The organism is Cupriavidus sp. GW823-FHT07A04, assembly GCF_058794615.1.
In genome coordinates this window covers 353497-371062 of sequence record NZ_JBXAHA010000002.1, presented here as the reverse complement: position 1 = coordinate 371062, position 17566 = coordinate 353497, and the positions used below count along the sequence as shown (strand labels likewise).

At 67.7% G+C, this 17566-nt stretch carries 15 protein-coding genes; 3 read left to right on the top strand and 12 right to left on the bottom strand.

The features are described from left to right. Positions 1-17: 17 nt before the first annotated feature. Positions 18-245, bottom strand: a complete 228-nt coding sequence (locus AC1Q7Q_RS05015) for a DUF3820 family protein (protein ID WP_043354709.1) — start codon at positions 243-245, stop codon at positions 18-20. A gap of 127 nt (positions 246-372) precedes the next feature. On the opposite strand from AC1Q7Q_RS05015, the gene AC1Q7Q_RS05010 reads away from it, so the two are divergent. Further along, a complete protein-coding gene (locus tag AC1Q7Q_RS05010; protein WP_492375190.1) occupies positions 373-837 on the top strand; it encodes a DUF2127 domain-containing protein in 465 nt (154 codons plus the stop codon). On the opposite strand, the gene rrtA is transcribed toward AC1Q7Q_RS05010, so the two are convergent. The 3 genes from rrtA to AC1Q7Q_RS04995 all read right to left on the bottom strand — a co-directional run bounded on the left by rrtA (position 812) and on the right by AC1Q7Q_RS04995 (position 6130). After that, on the bottom strand, positions 812-1426 hold the full coding sequence (gene rrtA, locus AC1Q7Q_RS05005) for a rhombosortase (RefSeq protein WP_492375191.1): 615 nt from the start codon (positions 1424-1426) through the stop codon (positions 812-814). The genes AC1Q7Q_RS05010 and rrtA overlap by 26 nt on opposite strands. Continuing rightward, positions 1413-3896, bottom strand: coding sequence for an ExeM/NucH family extracellular endonuclease (locus AC1Q7Q_RS05000; RefSeq protein ID WP_492375192.1), 2484 nt, complete (start codon positions 3894-3896; stop codon positions 1413-1415). Before AC1Q7Q_RS05000 ends, rrtA begins: the two co-directional genes overlap by 14 nt. Positions 3897-4021: 125 nt before the next feature. Further along, positions 4022-6130 (bottom strand): ExeM/NucH family extracellular endonuclease, encoded by a 2109-nt coding sequence (locus AC1Q7Q_RS04995; RefSeq protein WP_492375193.1) that lies wholly within the window; start codon positions 6128-6130, stop codon positions 4022-4024. Between the two features lie 161 nt (positions 6131-6291). Here AC1Q7Q_RS04995 and AC1Q7Q_RS04990 point away from each other — a divergent pair, with 161 nt between their 5' ends. Then, positions 6292-6915, top strand: a complete 624-nt coding sequence (locus AC1Q7Q_RS04990) for an HAD family hydrolase (protein ID WP_492375194.1) — start codon at positions 6292-6294, stop codon at positions 6913-6915. A gap of 107 nt (positions 6916-7022) precedes the next feature. Beyond that, complete coding sequence (locus AC1Q7Q_RS04985) at positions 7023-7655, top strand: CDP-alcohol phosphatidyltransferase family protein (RefSeq protein WP_492375195.1); 633 nt, start codon at positions 7023-7025, stop codon at positions 7653-7655. Between the two features lie 52 nt (positions 7656-7707). Here AC1Q7Q_RS04985 and AC1Q7Q_RS04980 read toward each other — a convergent pair whose 3' ends face one another. The 8 genes from AC1Q7Q_RS04980 to AC1Q7Q_RS04945 form a co-directional block, all read right to left on the bottom strand. Continuing rightward, a complete protein-coding gene (locus AC1Q7Q_RS04980) occupies positions 7708-9159 on the bottom strand; it encodes an aldehyde dehydrogenase family protein (RefSeq protein WP_492375196.1) in 1452 nt (483 codons plus the stop codon). 208 nt (positions 9160-9367) lie between these two features. Beyond that, positions 9368-11179: an ATP-binding response regulator gene (locus AC1Q7Q_RS04975; protein ID WP_492375197.1), complete on the bottom strand. Its 1812-nt coding sequence runs from the start codon at positions 11177-11179 to the stop codon at positions 9368-9370. Between the two features lie 3 nt (positions 11180-11182). After that, the gene (locus tag AC1Q7Q_RS04970; protein WP_492375198.1) at positions 11183-11845 is read right to left on the bottom strand and encodes a response regulator; all 663 of its coding nucleotides are present in this window, start codon (positions 11843-11845) and stop codon (positions 11183-11185) included. A 492-nt stretch (positions 11846-12337) separates the two neighbouring features. Continuing rightward, positions 12338-13201 carry a phosphodiesterase gene (locus AC1Q7Q_RS04965; protein WP_492375199.1) on the bottom strand — a complete coding sequence of 288 codons (864 nt, stop codon included), beginning with the start codon at positions 13199-13201 and terminating at the stop codon, positions 12338-12340. Continuing rightward, positions 13198-14271, bottom strand: coding sequence for an ABC transporter ATP-binding protein (locus AC1Q7Q_RS04960; RefSeq protein ID WP_492375200.1), 1074 nt, complete (start codon positions 14269-14271; stop codon positions 13198-13200). Before AC1Q7Q_RS04960 ends, AC1Q7Q_RS04965 begins: the two co-directional genes overlap by 4 nt. Continuing rightward, the gene (locus AC1Q7Q_RS04955; protein WP_492375212.1) at positions 14264-15145 is read right to left on the bottom strand and encodes an ABC transporter permease; all 882 of its coding nucleotides are present in this window, start codon (positions 15143-15145) and stop codon (positions 14264-14266) included. The genes AC1Q7Q_RS04960 and AC1Q7Q_RS04955 overlap by 8 nt, the downstream gene beginning before the upstream one ends. A gap of 11 nt (positions 15146-15156) precedes the next feature. Further along, positions 15157-15975, bottom strand: coding sequence for an ABC transporter permease (locus AC1Q7Q_RS04950; protein WP_416052326.1), 819 nt, complete (start codon positions 15973-15975; stop codon positions 15157-15159). A 518-nt stretch (positions 15976-16493) separates the two neighbouring features. Further along, positions 16494-17525, bottom strand: coding sequence for an ABC transporter substrate-binding protein (locus AC1Q7Q_RS04945; protein ID WP_183032245.1), 1032 nt, complete (start codon positions 17523-17525; stop codon positions 16494-16496). Between the last annotated feature and the right edge of the window lie 41 nt (positions 17526-17566).

The window sequence follows — 17566 nt, the reverse complement described above, 5'->3', positions numbered from 1 at the left end:
CGCAGCGCTCCGAGGAGCTACGCCTGGGGCCGATAGCGCCCGCGCAGCGGATCCAGCAGGCTGGTCAGGCCGTTGTGGTCGAGTTCGTGCATCAGGGCCAGCAACTGGCCGATCTCGCCCGGCGGAAAGCCTTCGCGCGCAAACCAGTTCAGGTAGGTGCCCGGCAGGCTGGCGATGACGCGGCCCTTGTACTTGCCGTAGGGCATGGTGCGGGTGAGCAGGAGTGGCAGGTGTTCGGGATTCATGGAGCGACCTCAGGCGGGCCTCGGATGGCGCCGGCAAGGGGATGTTACCAGCGTGCCGCGCCCGGTTTGCCGCCGCCGGCCGCGCCGGGGTACGATCCTGACCTCACCGCTAACGAGGACAAGCAAGATGGCAAAGCAAGGCACTGGCGCTGGCCTGAAAGGCATCGCCCTGTTCGAGGCCGCCAAGGGCGTGCTGGTGATCCTGGCGGGGCTGGGCCTGGTGGCGCTGCTGCACCGGGATGCGCAGGCGCTGGCCGAGGCCATTGTGGCCCGCTTGCACCTGAACCCGGGGAGCCGCTACCCGACCATCTTCCTGTCGCTGATGGCCCATCCGAGCGACGCGCGGCTGTGGGCCATTGGCGGATCCGCCGCGATGTACGCAGCCATGCGCCTCACGGAGGCCTACGGCCTATGGCGTCAGCGCGTGTGGGCGAAATGGCTGGGCGTATGGTCGGGCGCGGTCTACATTCCGGTGGAACTGTACGAGGCGGTGGCGCATCCCAGCGCGATTCACATCGGGCTGGCCATCGCCAATGTACTGATCGTGGCCTACCTGGCCAACAGCATCAGGCGCAATCCGGCCGGCGCCTAGCCATCGCAGGCGCCTCCCGGCGTGGCCAGGCCAGCAATGCGCCGGCGGCCAGGCCGTACAGGTGGGCGCTGGCCACGACCGGGCCGCCCAGCCACGCGCCTGCGTCCTCGGCGGGCCCCGCCAGAATCTGCCAGCCTGCGCGCGCCGCCAGCGCGAGCAGCAGCATCGCCGCGAGGCCATCGCGGCGGGCCCGGGGCAGCAGGGCGACCATGGCAAGCCCGTAGTTGATGCCGGAGAAGCCCGCATAGCGGAGCAGCCCCGGCTCGCCGGCTAGCAGCAGCAATCCTGTCATGGCAGCCAACGGCGGCACCACCTGCCAGGCGCGCATGCGCGCCGGCTGGATCGCCGCCAGCATCAGCAGGCCCGCCACGTTGAGCAGACAGTGCGTCCAGCCGAGATGCACGAAATGGCAGCTCAGCAGGCGCCAGGCTTGGCCCGCGAGCATGGCCTCGCGGTCGAAGCGCAGGGCCTGCATCAGCGCAGGCCCGGCAGCCTGGAGCGCGACCAGCGCCAGGGCCAGCAGCAGCCACCCGCCAGCGGCGCGCCGCCTGCCAACGTGCACGTCAGCGTGCATTTCAGCGGCGCGCAACACCGCCTGCAATGCCGCCTGCCAAGCGGCGCCATGCCGCTGCGGCCAGGGCGCCGGCCAAAACCAGCAGCATCCACGTGTCCGCTGCGCCGGTCCCGGTGTCGCCGCCCTGGCTGGCGGTGGCGCCACCGGCATTGCCGTTGCCCGCACCCGCTTGCTCACCCTCCGGCGCAAGGCTGTCGTCGCGCAGTGCGAGGTCCACCAGCACCGGGTCGTGATCGGACGAACGGTAGGCATCCGGCGCGTAGAACGACGTTTGCTGATCCGCGCTCTTGAAGGCCACCGAGTACTCCAGGGCAATGGGCTCATCCGCATTGATATGCCACTCGCTGACCGCGCGGATGCGGCTTGCCGCGGCGTCATTGGCCAGTGCGTGGTCGATGTAGCCGGCCTCGCCGCCAAAGACATAGCTATAGGCGCCGGCCCCGATGAAGCGCGCCACCATGTCGGCGTAGCCCTTGTCGGCAAAGAGGCGGATCGGGTCTTCCTTGGCGTAGCTGTTGAGGTCGCCGATCAGCAGCTTGCCGTCATCCGCGACGGCGGTGGGCGAGGTGGCAAGCCAGTCGGCGATCTTGCCGGCGGCGGCGAGGCGGGTCGGGTTCCAGCAGCTCTGGCCATCGCCCTGGTCGGCGTTGGTGCCCGTGGATCCGGTGCAGCCCTTGGACTTGAGGTGGTTGACCACCACCGTGAGCTTGCGGGACTGGCCGGGCAGGCGGAAGGTGCGGGCCAGCGGCTGGCGGTTCTTGTCGTCGATGGCCAGCGTGGCAGGCACACCCACGGGCTCCACGGTGCGGCTGTTGTAGATCAGGGCGACCTTGATGGCGTCGCCGCCGAGCTTGTCCACGCCCGGGTCGACAAAGCGCCAGTCCGCACCGAGCTTGCCGACCAGCCGCTGGATGGCGCTGAATTCGCCATAGCCGTCGTTCTCGATTTCCATCAGGCCAACGACATCGGCATTCAGCGCTTTGAGGGCGGCCACGATCTTGGCTTCCTGGCGCTCGAACTCCGCCAGCGTCTTGGCGCCGCGATTGTTCGGGTCGTCGAAGCCCGCGCCCTTGCCGTCGCCGTTGAAATAGTTCAGCACGTTGAACGAGGCCACCCGGATATCGGACTGGGCCGCGCGTGCCGGCGCGCTGGTGCGCGGGTTTGCCGTGGCCTGGAAGGCCGGGGCGGGCGCGCCGGGCACGGTCTGCAGGCGCCAGCTGCCAAAGCGCATTTCCAGCACGCCCTGCACATTGCTGACGGTGTAGCCGCCGCGCAGCGTGTTGGCCGCGCTCAGGCCCGGCGCGGGGAACGGCACGACCGCCGGGTTCTGCTTGTTCGAGCCGTCGTCGAGCACCAGGCGGTTCAGTGCGTTGGCCGCGGCCTGCGCGGCCGCGCCGGCCTTGGGCAGCGCCACATTGGTCGGCAGCGGCAGGCGGCCGTTGCTCAGCAGCACGCTGCCGTAGCGGCCCAGTTCATAAGTCTCGCTGACTGTGAGGGTTTGCGGCAGCCGCACCAGCATGCCCTCGAAGGCAGCCAGCGATTGCGCGGTCTGCGCGGGCAGCGTGATTACCGCGGGCGTGACGGTCTGGCCGTTGCCGCAAACCGCCACAGTGCTGGCGAGCGCCAGCTGCGTCTGGCCGAACTTCTCCTCGACCTTGCCAACCAGGTGGACAAGGTCGCCGGCACGGGCACTGGTCGAGGGGGCGTACACGAACAGTCCCTCGGACACGCCGGGACGGTTCTGGCGCTGGGCATCCGCCTGCTGGACGAAAAAGCCGCCGAAGCCATCCGTGCCGGGATAGTCGGCCGTCACCACCGCCTCCACGTCGACCGTCTGCCCGGCCAGCGGCGAGGTGGCGCCGGCGCCCTGGATATCGGCGATCAACGTGGCCGGGGCGCCGCACTGCGCGGTGACCGGCGGCAATGGCGCCGGCGCGTTGTTGTAGTAGCCAAGGTCGGCGAAGGCATCGGTGCCGAAGCCGTCCCACTGCAGCGCCGGATCGAAGGCCCCGGTGCTGTCGGTGTCGCCGGCGACCAGCCCGGCCTTGCGGCGCAAGGTGTTGTCCTTGGTGGTGGAGGCGCCGGTGCCCCAGGCGCCGCCGGCAGGCTGCACGCCGACCTGCCCGAAACGGTCGATCACGGTGCCCGCGCGCGTCAGTACCAGCGCGTCGTCGCCGTTGAAGGTAAATGCGATGACCTGGTTCAGGCGGCTGCCGAGTGTGGCCGCCATGCTGGTATGCGCCATCACGTAGACCGCGCCGGGTGCCAGTGTGCCGCTGAGCGTGAAGGTGCTGGTGGGCGCCGTGGCGCCGTTGTTGTATTGCTGCAGCTTGTATTGCGACAGGTCGATCGCGGTAGCATCCGGGTTGTACAGTTCGACGGCCTTGTTGTTGGAGGTGCCTTCCACGACCTCACTGATGATCAGGTCGGCATGAGCGGGCAGGGCGATGGCAAGCAGGGCGGCACTAAGGACGGACAGGCGCATGTGGGGCGGCTCGATGGGTTGGGTTTTGCAAAGTCCGTGATGCTATTGAGCGCAGGTGACAGGGGCATGAATGGCTGGCATACATTTGACCGCCTCCCCCCGGCCGCCCCGGAGAAGCACGCGGCTCACGCCCGCCAGCGCGGCAGGACGCGGCGCACAAACCAGTGCCACGCGGTGAGCGCCGTGGCGACCGCCAACGCCCAGAGCAGCCAGGGATCCGTGGCGCCAGCGCCGGCTTGCGCCTTCTCGATGGATTCCTTGCTGCCATTCGCGCCGTTGCCACCGCTGGTGCCAGTGTGAGTGCTCGTACTTCCCGCGCTGTCGTCTGTGCCCGCTGTGCCGCCCGTGGCCACGCCATCGCTGCGCATGGCAAGGTCGACCACCAGCGGGTCGTGGTCGGAAGAGCGATAGGCGTCGGGTGCATAGAAGGATTGCTGCTGCGCCTCGCTCTTGTGGGCCAGCGCATAGGCCAGGGAAATCGGCTCGTCGGCGTTGATGTGCCAATGGCGCGCCGCGAGGGTGCGGCTCGCCGCCCCCGCATCGGCGAGCGCGTGGTCGATGTAGCCGGCCTCGCCGCCAAAGACATAGCTGTAGGATGGGGTGCCGGCTTCTGCGAAGCGCGCAATCATGTCCGCATAGCCGCGCTCTGCCAGCAGGCGGATCGGGTCTTCCTGTGCGTAGCTGTTGAGGTCGCCAATCACCAGCTTGCCATCGTCCGGCACGCCGGTGGGCGAGGTGGCCAGCCAGTCGGCAATGCGGCTGGCCGCCGCCACGCGCGTGGGATTCCAGCAGCTCTGGCCATCGCGCTGGTCCGCATTGACGCCGCGGGCGTCGTTGCAGCGCTTGGACTTGAAATGGTTCACCACCACCGTAAGCTTGGCGGGATGGCCCGGCAGGCGGAAGGTGGCGGCCAGCGGCTGGCGGGTTCTCGCGCCCAGCGCCAGGGTGGCCGGCGTGCCGACGGGTTCCACGGTGCGGCTGTTGTAGACCAGTGCGACCTTGATGACGTCGCCGCCCAGTTGCTCCCGGCCAGGATGGATGAAGCGCCAGTCCGGACCGAGCTTGCCCGCGAGCCGGTGGATGGCGCTCAGCTCGCCATGGCCATTGTTTTCGATTTCCATCAGGCCGATCACGTCGGCATTCAGGCCTTGCAATGCGCTCAGGATCTTGGCTTCCTGGCGGGCGAACTCGGCAGGCGTCTTGGCGCCGCGATTGCCGGGGTCATCGAAGCCCGCACCGCGGCCGTTGCCGTTGAAGTAGTTCTCGACATTGAACGCCGCCACGCGCAGATCGGTGCGGGCGGCGCGCGCCGGGGCGCCGGTGCGCGGATTGGTGCGCTGGAACGCCGGCAGCGGCGCACCGGGGAGCGGCTGGACGCGCCAGGCGTTTGCGCGCCATTCCAGCACGCCCCGCACATTGGCGACGGTGTCCCCGCCGCGCAGTGTGTTCGATGCGCTCAGGCCCGGTGCGGGATGGATGACGCGCGGCGGGTTTTGCCGGCTGTAGCCGTCGTCCAGCACCAGGCGATTGAGCGCATTGGCGGCAGCCTGTGCGGCGGCGGCTTCCCCGGGCAAGGCCACGTTGGTGGGCAGCGGCGGGCGGCCGAGGCTGAGCACCACGCTGCCGTAGCGGCCGAGCTCGAAGGTCTCGCTGACGGTGAGGGTCTGCGGCAGCCGCACCAGCATGCCCTCATAGGCCGCCAGCGAGCCCGTGTGCGGCGTGGGCAGCGTGATGGTTTCCGGAGTGACCGCCTGGCCCGCCGCGCACACCGTGGCCGGGCCGGACAGCCTAAGCCGCATCTGGCCCGCGCGGTCCTCCACCGTGCCGAGCACGCGCACCAGATCGCCCGCCCGCGCAGCCGCGCGCGGCGCATGGACGAACATGCCCTCGGATACGCCGGGACGGCGCTGGCGCTGGGCGTCGGCCTGCTGCACGAAGAAGCCGCTGAGGCCGTCGGCGCCCGAGTAGTCGGCCGTGACCACCGCCTCCAGCGCGACCCTTCGCCCGATCGACGGCGTGCCCTCGCTTTCGTCCCGCAGGTTCGCGATCAGCGTGGCCGGCGCTCCGCATTGCGCGGTGGGAGGGGCCAGCAGCGCACGTGCCTGATCGCGATCGCCCGCGTCGGCATGCGCGGGCAAGGCAAAGCAGAGCAAGGCCAGCCAGGGTGGCAGGCAGCGCGGCAGAATGCGCGGCAGGCAGCCGTGCAGGAAAGGCTTTGGCAAGAACAGGCGCATGGATGGGTCTCCAAGGTCTCGGCGCATGTGGGTCCGGATGGACTGCTGATGCCAAGCGTAAAACCCAGGGCCGGCTCGCGGATTGAGCCAATTCTCATACTGGGCGCGGCTCAGACTCTGCGAGAATGCAGCCTTGTCCTCAACGCAGCTGACGAGATACCGTGACTGTCCGTGCCGTAGTGTTCGATTTTGGTGGTGTGCTGTTCGACTGGAACCCGGAATACCTGTATCGCGAATTGATTCCGGATCCACAGGAGCGCGCCCGGTTCTTGTCGGAGGTGTGCTCGCCGGCGTGGAATATCCGCCAGGATGCCGGCAGGCCGCTGCACGAGGCCACCGAGTCCCTGGTGGCCGAGCATCCCGCGCAGGCCGGCCTGATCCGCGCGTTCTATGGCCGCTGGCCGCAGATGCTGCGCGGTACGCTGGCCGATGGCGTGGCCCTGCTGCAGCGCCTGCACGACGCGCAGGTGCCACTGTTCGGCCTGACCAACTGGTCCAGCGAAACGTATCCCTATGCCGAGCGTATTGGCGATTTTCTGTCATGGTTCCGCGATATCCTGGTGTCCGGCGAGGTTGGCGTGGCCAAGCCCGACCCGGCCATCTACCGGCTCATGCAGGCGCGCATCGATGCCAGCCTGCCGGGCATCGCGCCAGGAGAGCTGCTGTTCATCGACGACAACGCGGCCAATGTGGCTGCGGCAACGGCACTCGGCTGGCAGGCTGTGCATCATGCCAGCGCCGCGCAGACCGCAAGCGCGCTGCACGCAGCGGGATTGCATTTCTAGCCAGACTAGCCAGATCGATTGCCTGGTTTGCTTGTTGCGGGCAAACCTTGTTTTCCGACCGTCATTCCGACAGTCTTACGCGCCAGAGGATTCAGGAGCCCGCCGCCATGGCATCCACACCAGAACGTCCCAAGCATTTCTCCATGATCCGCGAGTTGCATCTTGCCGATCTGTTCACACTGGGCAACGCCGCCTGCGGCATGGCATCGGTGTTTTTCGCCATGTTCTACATCGCTTCGGGTTTGCCAGCGCATTTCATGGCGGCGGCAGCGCTGGCGCCTGCGGCCTTCATTTTCGACGTGCTGGACGGGCGCATCGCGCGCTGGCGCCACCAGCATTCCGCGCTGGGCCGCGAGCTGGACTCGCTCGCCGACATCATTTCCTTCGGGGTCGGCCCGGCCACGCTGGCGTTTGCCGCGGGCATGCGCGGCGGCTGGGACATGGCGGCGCTGATCTACTTCGTCTGCTGCGGCGTGAGCCGGCTGGCACGCTTCAATGTCACCGCCGAGATCTTGTCCGAGGGCAGCGGCAAGGTAGCGTATTTCGAGGGCACGCCGATTCCCACCAGCGTGCTGCTGACTGCCGTGCTGGCCTTTTGCGCGTGGCAGGGCCGGGTGGGCGATGCGCTCTACGGCGGCGTGTGGTCGATCGGCCCTGCGGACCTGCATCCGCTCGCGCTGCTGTTCGTGCTCTCCGGCTCGCTGATGATCAGCAAGACCTTGCGCATCCCGAAGATGTAGCCCCGCGCAAGAATGGCCGCCCCCGCTCCACGCTCGCGCCGCAGGTTGGCCACTATTGCCGCAGCGACAGCCAGATCGCCTTGGGCTCGGTGAAGTTGTCGATGGCAGCGTCGCCATGCTCCCGGCCCAGCCCCGAGTCGCCGGCCCCGCCCCAGGGCAGGCGCACGTCGGTGTGGCCATAGGTGTTGATCCACACCGTGCCGGCCTTGAGCTCGGCGGCCACCTGGTGCACGCGGCCGATGTCGGCGCTCCACACGCCCGCCGCCAGGCTGAACGCGGTGCCGTTGGCGATGCGCACGGCGTCGGCCTCGTCCTCGAAGCGGATCACGCTGGCAACCGGTCCGAAAATTTCCTCCTGCGAGACCCGCATCTCGTGCCGGACGTTGGCGAATACGGTGGGCTGCACGTAGTAGCCCTTGCCGCCCACGCGCTCGCCGCCGGTCACGGCGATGGCGCCTTCGCGCTTGCCGATCTCCACATAGTCCAGCACGGTCTTCATTTGCGCGGACGACACCAGCGGCCCCATGGTGGTGTCCGGCGCGGCGGGGTCTCCCACGCGGATCGAGGCGGCGCGCGCCGCCAGCTTTTCCACCACTTCGTCATAGACCTCGCGCTGCGCCAGGATGCGCGAGCCGGCCGAGCAGACTTGCCCCGCATTGAAGAAGATGCCCGAGGCGGCGGCGCGCACCGCGGCATCCACGTTGGCGTCGGCGAAGATCAGGTTGGCGGACTTGCCGCCGAGCTCCAGCGTGACGCGCTTGAAGTTGGCGGCGGCGCCTTGCATGATGCCGCGCCCCACGCCGGGCGAGCCGGTGAACGTCACCTTGTCGATGCCGGGATGGGCCACCAGCGCATTGCCCACGACGCTGCCCTTGCCGGTGACAATATTGAGCACGCCGGGCGGCAACCCGGCCTGCAGTGCCAGCTCGCCCACGCGCAGCGCGGTCAGCGGCGTGATCTCGGCGGGTTTGACGATGAGGGTGCAGCCGCAGGCCAGCGCAGGGGCGATCTTCCACATGCCGATCATCAGCGGGAAATTCCACGGCACGATGGCGGCGACCACGCCCACCGGCTCGCGCACGGTGTAGGTCAGCGCGCCGGGGCGGGTTGGCACCACCTGGCCGTTGATCTTGTCGGCCCAGCCTGCGTAATAGCGCACGGTGTCGATCACCGCCGGCATGTCCTGGCGCCGTACGGCGGCCAGCGGCTTGCCGGCATCCAGGCTTTCCAGCGCGATCAGCTCTTCCTGGTTCGCTTCCAGCAGGTCGGCAAAGCGGTACAGGATGCGGCCACGCTCGGCCGCGCGCAGGCCGCACCAGACCTTGAGCGCGGCGCGGGCGGCGGTCACGGCCAGGTCGACGTCGGCCGCGCTGCCCTGCGCGACCAGGGCGATCGGGAGCTCGGTGGCCGGATTGATGTCGGTGGAGTACTCCCCGGTGCCGGGTGGCAGGCGCTTGCCGTCGATCAGCAGGTCGTGTCTTGGCAGTTGGGGCTGCGTGCTCATGGTTGCTCCTCGCTTGGGATCGGTGACTTGGGGTCGGTGAACCTCGCGGCACGTTAGCGGAAGCAATACGGCTTGCCAGTGACGCCCGTGCCTGCTGTCACGATGCAGTGTGGGTGGGCGTTGGCACTAAGTCCAATTAATAGGACGGATTGATTAATACGAAAAAAGCATGAATCAAGACGGGATAAAAGCGGGGCAGACGCGCCCGTCAGCCTTCGGCGCGTGTTGCCCGGACCGCGGCGCCCCGGGGGATGTCCTGTCGCCAGCCGGCATTGCGCAACAGCGCCGTCATGGCTGTATGCAACTGATGCGCCACAACTGGCTTGTGCAGCAGCGCGGCACCCCCGGCATGGACGCTGCGCAGGCGGTCCGGGGCGGTATCGCCGGTGATGATGACGGTGGGAATGGCGTGTCCTAGCCGCTCGCGGATCGCCATCATGGCTTCTTGGCCGGTGCGCTCGCTGCGCAGGCGATAGTCGGCCAGCAGCAGGTCGGGCTGGAAGGCGCCAAGCGCGGCCAGCGCGTCTTCCTCGGACTCCACGGCCAGGCACACCGATTGCCAGCTCTCCAGCAGCGCCGTCATGGCGACCCGGATTTCCTGGTCGTCGTCGATCACCAGCACGCGCAATCCCTTCAGGCTCGGCTTGTGATGCAAGCCGGCGGGCTGGGTTTCGGCGCGGTCCTCAGTCAGGGGCAGGGCGAAGCGGAAGACCGATCCGCGGCCAGGCCGAGAGTTCAGCAGGATCCGGGTGGAGATGGTGCGCGCCAGCCCTTCCACGATAGCCAGGCCTAGCCCGAGGCCCTTGCGCTGGTCCCGCTCCGGATTACCCAACTGGTGGAATTCCTTGAAGATCGCGCGATGCTGGGTCATGGGAATGCCGATCCCGGTATCCCAGACCTCGATCATCGTGCGCTCACCCCGGCGGCGGCATGCCACCAGCACGCCGCCCTGGGTGGTATAGCGGATCGCATTGGCGATCAGGTTGCGCAGGATCAGCTCGACCAGCGTCGGGTCGGCGAACACCGTGGCGGTGGTATCCCGGGTCCGGTAGAACAGGCCGCGGCCGTCGGCCTGCGGCGCAAACTCGTTCTCCAGCTTGTAGAGCAAGGGCTGCAGGCGGAAGGCGCGCGGCCGGGCGGTGATCACGCCCGCGTCCACCTTGGAGAAGTCCAGTAGCGTGTTGAGCATTTCGCGCGCCGCCCCGGAGGCAGCCTCGATGTGCGTGAGCAACTGGCGCTGCTTGTCGGTGAGCTCGGAGCGGCCCAGCGTGACCACGAACAAGCCGAGCGCATGCAGGGGCTGGCGCAGGTCGTGGCTGGCCGAGGCGAGGAACACGGATTTGGCGCGGTTGGCTTCCTCGGCCTCGCGTTGGGCATATTCAGCGCGGGCTGTCTGCTCGCGCAACTGCGAGATCAGCTCCACATTGGCAAAGCGCAGCGCAATGCCGTGCCGTGCCACGCGCGCATAGTTGCGCGCAAAGATCATCAGCACCATGAGATAAAGCGGCGCGCCGAGGAACATGGGCAGGTAGGCGACGTCGCCGGTGGCGATGAAGACCGCCCAGACCGGCACGATGGCCGGGATGAAGAACCCCACGGCAACCGGCAGGCAGGCGGAGAACACCGCCAGCGCGGCCGCGCTCATGCCCGCGATCAGCGAGAGGATGCAGATCACCGTCGCGGGCGTGCTCACATCCATGTAGAGCCACGCCGCCAGTCCCCAGAGCGCGCCGATCAGCGTCAGCAGCAGCGTCATGCTGCGCGCGTAGCGCCCGGCATGGGCTTCGGCCGTGCGCTCGGGCATCAGGCGCCGCCCGAAATGCCCGGCGGCGCAGGCCAGCCCCATCGTCAGCGCCCAGGGCAACGCACCCGGATGCCCGCCGCCAAGGACCAGGCCGAGGGCCAGGATGAACGCCGCTAACGCGCAGCCCAGCATGGCGATGCCGAAGCTCTGGTCGATCAGTTCCATTTGCGCGGCCAGCAGCCGCGGTTCGTCAAAGCGAGGGAGGAGAAACGCCATGGCTTACCTGCCCGTCTGCACCAGGCCACGGCGCTGGGCTTCCAGCACCGCCTCGACGCGGCTGACCACGCCCAGGTAATCGAGAATGGCCGCCACGTGCACGCGCACGGTGTTTTCCGAGAGCCCCAGATGATAGGCAATGATCTTGTTGGAGCGGCCCTGGCTGAGCTGGTCCAGCACCTCGAGCTGGCGCGGCGTGAGCGAACTGGCCTGGTAGCCCTGGTACGCGTTGCCGCCGGCATGGCCATCCGGGTTGCCGCAGTCGGCGCAGTCGGCGCCGGCGTTGAAGTACGTGTCACCGCGAAGGCAAGAGGCGATGGCGTCTTCGATCTCGCCGCTGCTCGCGGATTTTGGCAGGAAGCCGGCAATCTCCTTGCGCGCGGCGGCGGGAATGGTTTCCAGCCCGGAGGTGCCGGACACGATCAGGATGCGCGCTGCGCAGAAGTGGCGGCGCAACACCTTGATGCCCTCGATTCCGTTGAGGCCGGGCATCTGGATATCCAGCAGGATGATATCCACGCTGGCGGCGCGGTGTTCCTCCACTGCGCCCATGACGGAGCCCGCCTCGATGATGCTCGCCACGCTTGGGCTGTCTGCCAGCACCAGGCGCAGGCCGGTGCGGAACAGGGTGTGGTCGTCGATCAGCAGCAGGTGGGCGTTGAGCATGGGTTGGGGTTGGCCGGCGCACGGCGCGCAGGCTGCGGCCGATGGAACAAGTGGAGCAAAATGTGACGCGCTGCGCTCCGGTCGAAGCGAGCGCCAGGGCGAATTGGACTCGATTATGGTGGGCTTGTCTATTTCCCCACTAAAGAGGGGAAAGGAAGGGTGGGGCGCAGCGGGGTCTGGCGTGGTGCCGCCCTGCAGATCGCCTGTGCGCTGGCGCTCGCGGGAAATGATCTGCCGCATGCGGGCGCCGGCGGCTTGGCGCAGGGATGGGCACTAGTCCAGAAGGATTATTTTGTTCGCGCACGTCTGGTGTCACCATGCACGCATGGGTGATTTCCGCGACTCGCCCATACCACTTTTGTTACCCACTACCACCCGGCAGTGGGTTTTTTTTGGCCCACGGTTTCGCGCCGCCGGATAGGCCCCCCGCCCGGGGATGCAACCTGTTGCAGGCCGATTTGCCGATGCCTTCTTAGTTGACTGACCGGCCAGTCAGTCGATCAGCTTGCCCGCGGCATCGAAGAAAGGATGGTCTGCGCCAAAGTCACCGATCACCACCGCGTGGCTGACCAGCCCATGCGCGGAATCCCACTGATGCAGCAGGTAGCCGGGCGGCTCCATGCGAAACCGCGAGGCCGCCTGCGGATCGAGATCGAGCGTGACCTGATGCGCGGGACCCGGCGCCGTCATGGCGATGGTGCCGCCAAAGCGGTGCGTGATGTGCCGGTGCAGGTGGCCGCACAACACGCGCTCGACGGTCGGGTGCCTGCGCACCACCGCCTCCAGCAGCGCTGCATCCTTCAGGCCCTGCTGGTCCATGTGGCCGATGCCGGTATGAAAGGGCGGGTGGTGGAGCATCAACAGCGTAGGCCTGCCAGGTTCGGCCGCGAGCGTGGCCTCGAGCCACGGCAGCGCGGCGGGATCGACCCGGCCGCCCGGCTTTCCCGGCACCGTGCAGTCGAAGGCCACCAGGCGTAGTGGCCCGGCCTCCACACTGTAGTGAACCGGCGCGTCACCGTCGCCGTTGGCGAACAGGTAATGGTGATCGGCAAACACGCGGCGCAGCGTGGCGCGGTGATCATGGTTGCCGGGCAAGAGCCGCACCGGCATCGGCAGCGTTTGCAGGATGCCGCGCAGGAAGCGGTATTCCTCCTCGGTGCCGAAGTCCACCAGGTCGCCGGTGATGACGACGGAGTCGGGCTGCTGCGGCGCCGCCAGCAGCGACGCGATGCAGCGCCGCAGCGCGCCTGCGGTGTCTACCATGCGGTAGGACAGCTTGCCGCCGGCCTTGATGTGCAGGTCGGTGATGTGGGCCAGCAGGTAGGTGCCGGCCGGGTTGTCGTTGGTGGTGTTCATGCGCAGAGCGCTTCGGGGAGCGTGATCAGGTGGCCGGTATCGAGGCGCAGGCCCACGCGGTCGCCCGCGAGCCAGCCATCGCGCCGGGTGGTGTCGACGACAAGCGGCGCCGGCGCGCCCACGTCGACCAGCAAGCGTGTGTAGTTGCCCAGGAACAGCGCGGTGACGACCGAGCCGCCCAGGTGGGCATCCTCGGCCTGTGCCAGCGCGACGTCTTCGGGGCGGAACAGCAGTTCGGCGCGCGGCGAGGGCGCGGCGGCGAGGCTTGCGGCGGTGCCATGGCGTGGCACCAGGCCGCCCGGCACGCGCCAGGCATTGGCCTCCAGCACGGCCGGCAGGCGGTTCATGGTGCCGATGAAATCCGCCACGAAGGCATTGGCCGGCGCGCGGTAGATCTGCTGCGGCGTGCCGGTCTGCGCGATGCGGCCACGGTCCATCACGATGATGCGGTCGCCCAGCGCCATTGCCTCGGCCTGGTCGTGGGTGACGTAGACGGCGGTGATATGCAGGCTGCGCAGCAACTGGTTGATGTCGGCACGCAAGGCGTCGCGCAGCTTGGCGTCCAGCGCGGTCAGCGGCTCATCGAGCAGCAGCACGCGCGGCTGCACGGCAATGGCGCGGGCCAGCGCCACGCGCTGGCGCTGGCCGCCGGACAACTGGTCGATGCGCCGCTCGGCAAAAGGCCCCAGATGCATCATGGCCAGCATCTCGTCCACCCGGCGGCGGCGCGCGGCGGCGTCGATGCGGCGCACGCGCAGGCCGTAGGCGATGTTCTCCGCCACGGTCATGTTGGGGAACAGTGCGTAGCTCTGGAACACCATGCCCACGCCGCGCTGCTCGATCGGCAGCGGCGTCACATCGTTGTCGCCAAACATCACCACGCCGCCGGCGTCGGGGAACTCCAGCCCGGCGATGATGCGCAGTGTGGTGGTCTTGCCGCAGCCCGAGGGGCCGAGCAGCACCACGGTCTCGCCTGCGCCGATGTCTAGGTCGAGCGGTTGCAGCGCCAGCGTGCCGTCGGCGAAGGTCTTGCCGCAGTGGCGCAGCGTGATGGTGGTCGGTTCATGCATGGCGGGCCTCGGAAGTGGAGAGCGGATCGGTGCCGGGGATCGTTCTGGCGTCGGCGCCGTCGGCAAGCGGCTGGTGCTTGCGGGCGCGCGCGCCCAGCGCGGACAAGCCCTGCATCAGCACCAGCAGCGGGATGATCATGAAGAAAAACACGATGGTGTAGGCCGAGCCGATCTCCAGCCGCATCGAGGCGTAGCTGTCGGCCAGCCCCACGGGCAGCGTCTGCGTGGTGGGCGTATGCAGCATCCAGGTCAGGTTGAACTCCCCCACCGACAGCGTTACCACCATCAGCGCCCCGGCCAGGATGCCCTGGCGGCAGTTCGGCAGCACCACGGTGAAGAAGCGCTGCAGGCGGTTTGCGCCCAGGCTGGCGGCAGCGTCCTCCAGCGTGCGGATATCGATGGCCGACATGATGGCCAGCACCGAGCGCACCATGAACGGCAACGTAAACAGCACATGGCCCACGAGGATAAACACCCAGCTCGTGCGGAACGCCTGCCAGCCACCATAGAGCAGGATCAGCCCAAGCGCGGTGGCCAGCCCTGGCACCGCCACCGGCAGCATCAGCAGCTCCTCGATCAGGCGCGTCACGCGCCCGCGCCGCAGCGCCATGTAGTAGGCCGCGGGCACGCCCAGCACCAGGGTGCAAGCCAGGCATGCCAGGGCAATGCCCAGCGACAGGAAGATGGTGTTGCGGTAGAGCGCCCACACCTCTACCAGCCAGCGCGTGGTGAGGCCGCTGGACACGCCGACAAAGATGTTGTTGGTGAGGCCGGCCAGCACGGACAGCACCACCGGTACCACCATGAACAGGCATACCAGAAGGGTAAGCGCGAGCTGCAGCCAGTAGGCATTGCCGCGGCGGGAAGACGTCATCATGGGTAGCCTCAGGCAGTAGCGGCGACAGCGTCGCCCGAGAACCAGCGCGCCACCGCCAGCAAGGCCCAGGTGACCGTGCCGAGCAGCAGGGACAGTGCGGCGGCCATGCCGAAGTTGGCGTAGTTGGTGAACTCGTTGTAGATGGTCAGCGGCAAGACATCGAGCTGCGTGGCCAGCGTGAAGGCCGTGCCGAAGGCGCCCATGCTGGTGGCGAAGCAGATCGCGCCGCTGGAAATCATGGCCGGCATCAGCGCGGGCAACATCACGTCGCGCACCACGCGCCAGCGGCCCGCGCCGAGCGATCGGGCGGCTTCTTCCAGCGATGCGTCGAGCTTGGCAACGGCTGCCATCACCGTCAGGATCACGCGCGGGATGGAGAAGTACAGGTAGCCGACGAACAGGCCGGCGAGACCGTACGCAAAGGTCCAGCGGTCTCCCACCAGCCAGTCGCCCACCATGGCGAGCAGGCCGTTGCGCCCGCCCAGCATGATGACCATGAAGCCGATGACAACGCCGGGGAAGGCTAGCGGGAACGTCAGCATGGCGACCAGCAGAGCCTTTCCGGGCACGGCGTTGCGCTCCAGGAAGGTGCCGGTGATGCCGGCGATGATCAGGGTGGCCAGCGTGACCGTTGCCGATAGCAGCACGGTGACCATCAGGCTGTGCAGATAGCGCTCGCTTGAGATGACGGTCCAGTAGACGCTCGCGCCTTTTTCACCCGTGACGCTGATCGCCAGCAGCTTTGCCATGGGCAGGCAGAAGAAGGCGAAGAAGACGATCAGGGCCGGGAGGGCGAAGAGGAGGAGTGGGGGGCTTCGTTTAGGCATGATGGGTTTGCTTTTTCCCGGGGTTGGGGAGGATCAGCTTCAACGGTGGTTGCTTGGGTTCATGGGGGGCTGCTTAACTTCAACTTCAACTTCAACTTCAGCTTCAACTGCAACTTCAGTTTCACCACGCCTGCGGCGCGGCGACCTACTTTCTTGTCTTGCCAAGAAAGTAGGCAAAGAAGGCGCGCCGGATGGGGCGACACCCCCTCGGGCTTCGACGAAAAGAGCGGCCGGGACCCAAACTCGCATCGCCTTAGGGCGATACTCAGACATGGGTCCCTCTTTTCCGCTCTTTTCGCCGAATCCCGAGGCGCCCCATACGGCCTTGGCACACCTCCACGGCTCGCTTCGCATCGCCGTGGGTGTTTCCCGCCCCTTCGGGCGGGAAACACGGCTACACCGAATCGTTCGCTATGTCCGCTGGTTGGCGCCCTCTCCTACTTGTGGGAGACGGGACGGGGGACAGGGCGGGCGCCGTCAAGCTTGCGATGCTGCACTCATCCACTTGCGCTCGCCGTTTAACGGACTTCCTTCAGATACTGCTCGCTGAAGCCTTTCTGCGCATCTGCCATCTTTCCGAAATCCACCGGCTTGGCGCGGGCGTAATCCGCTGCCGGCAGGAACCGCGCTTGCACTTCCTTGGGCACGGCGGCGCTGCGCACGGGGCGCAGGTAGGCATTGGCCCACAGGGCTTGCCCTTCATCGGACAGCACAAAGTCCAGCACCTTCTTGCCTTGTGCATCGTGCGGTGCCTTGTTCACCAGGCTCATCACGTACGGCACCACCACCGTGCCTTCCTTCGGAATCACGAAGGCCACGTTGGACTTGTCCTTGTAGCGGGCGCGGTAAGCGTTGAAGTCGTAGTCCAGCAGGATCGGGATCTCGCCGGAGAGCACGCGGGCATAGGCGGTTTGCTTGGGGACGATGGGCTGGTTCTTCTGCAGGTCGCGGAAGTACTTGAAGGCCGGGCCGAAGTTGTCCATCGAGCCGCCCATCGCCTGGTTGACGGCAACCGCGCCGACGTAGCCGACAAAGGCGCTGGCCGGGTCGAGGTAGCCGATCAGGCCCTTGTACTCGGGTTTGAGCAGGTCGGCCCAGGACTGCGGCACGGGCTTGCCGCGCAGCGCGTCGACGTTGACCATGAAGCCGAGCGTGCCGGAGTGGATGGCGAACCAGTTGCCTTGCGGGTCCTTGAGGCCGTCGGGGATGTCGTTCCAGTGGGCCGGCTTGTAGGGGGCGGTGACGCCGTCCTTCTTGGCCTGGATGCCGAAGGTCACGCCGTAGTACACCACGTCCGCTACCGGGCTGCCTTTTTCGGCGACCAGCTGCGCGAGCGACTGGCCGGAGTTCTTGTTGTCATGCGGCACCGTGACGCCGGTCTTTTCCTTGATGGCGCGGATCTGCGAGGCCCAATCTGCCCATTCGGGCGGGCAGTTGTAGCAGATCGCGGTTTGCGCTGCCGCGCCCTGGCTGAATGCGCAGACGGCGGCGGCGCCGAGCGCGCTGGCGATCCGGCGCAGCGGTTTGTGCCAGGAACGGGTTGCTTGCATGGTGAACTCCTTGGGTTGCATACGAGGGCTAGGGCTAGGGC

Bases quoted from the DNA above. Each gene is read 5' to 3' on its own strand.
- AC1Q7Q_RS05015 (WP_043354709.1), bottom strand. From the start codon at position 245: ATGAATCCCGAACACCTGCCACTCCTGCTCACCCGCACCATGCCCTAC.
- AC1Q7Q_RS05010 (WP_492375190.1), top strand. From the start codon at position 373: ATGGCAAAGCAAGGCACTGGCGCTGGCCTGAAAGGCATCGCCCTGTTC.
- AC1Q7Q_RS05000 (WP_492375192.1), bottom strand. From the start codon at position 3,896: ATGCGCCTGTCCGTCCTTAGTGCCGCCCTGCTTGCCATCGCCCTGCCC.
- AC1Q7Q_RS04995 (WP_492375193.1), bottom strand. From the start codon at position 6,130: ATGCGCCTGTTCTTGCCAAAGCCTTTCCTGCACGGCTGCCTGCCGCGC.
- AC1Q7Q_RS04985 (WP_492375195.1), top strand. From the start codon at position 7,023: ATGGCATCCACACCAGAACGTCCCAAGCATTTCTCCATGATCCGCGAG.
- AC1Q7Q_RS04980 (WP_492375196.1), bottom strand. From the start codon at position 9,159: ATGAGCACGCAGCCCCAACTGCCAAGACACGACCTGCTGATCGACGGC.
- AC1Q7Q_RS04975 (WP_492375197.1), bottom strand. From the start codon at position 11,179: ATGGCGTTTCTCCTCCCTCGCTTTGACGAACCGCGGCTGCTGGCCGCG.
- AC1Q7Q_RS04970 (WP_492375198.1), bottom strand. From the start codon at position 11,845: ATGCTCAACGCCCACCTGCTGCTGATCGACGACCACACCCTGTTCCGC.
- AC1Q7Q_RS04965 (WP_492375199.1), bottom strand. From the start codon at position 13,201: ATGAACACCACCAACGACAACCCGGCCGGCACCTACCTGCTGGCCCAC.
- AC1Q7Q_RS04960 (WP_492375200.1), bottom strand. From the start codon at position 14,271: ATGCATGAACCGACCACCATCACGCTGCGCCACTGCGGCAAGACCTTC.
- AC1Q7Q_RS04955 (WP_492375212.1), bottom strand. From the start codon at position 15,145: ATGACGTCTTCCCGCCGCGGCAATGCCTACTGGCTGCAGCTCGCGCTT.
- AC1Q7Q_RS04950 (WP_416052326.1), bottom strand. From the start codon at position 15,975: ATGCCTAAACGAAGCCCCCCACTCCTCCTCTTCGCCCTCCCGGCCCTG.
- AC1Q7Q_RS04945 (WP_183032245.1), bottom strand. From the start codon at position 17,525: ATGCAAGCAACCCGTTCCTGGCACAAACCGCTGCGCCGGATCGCCAGC.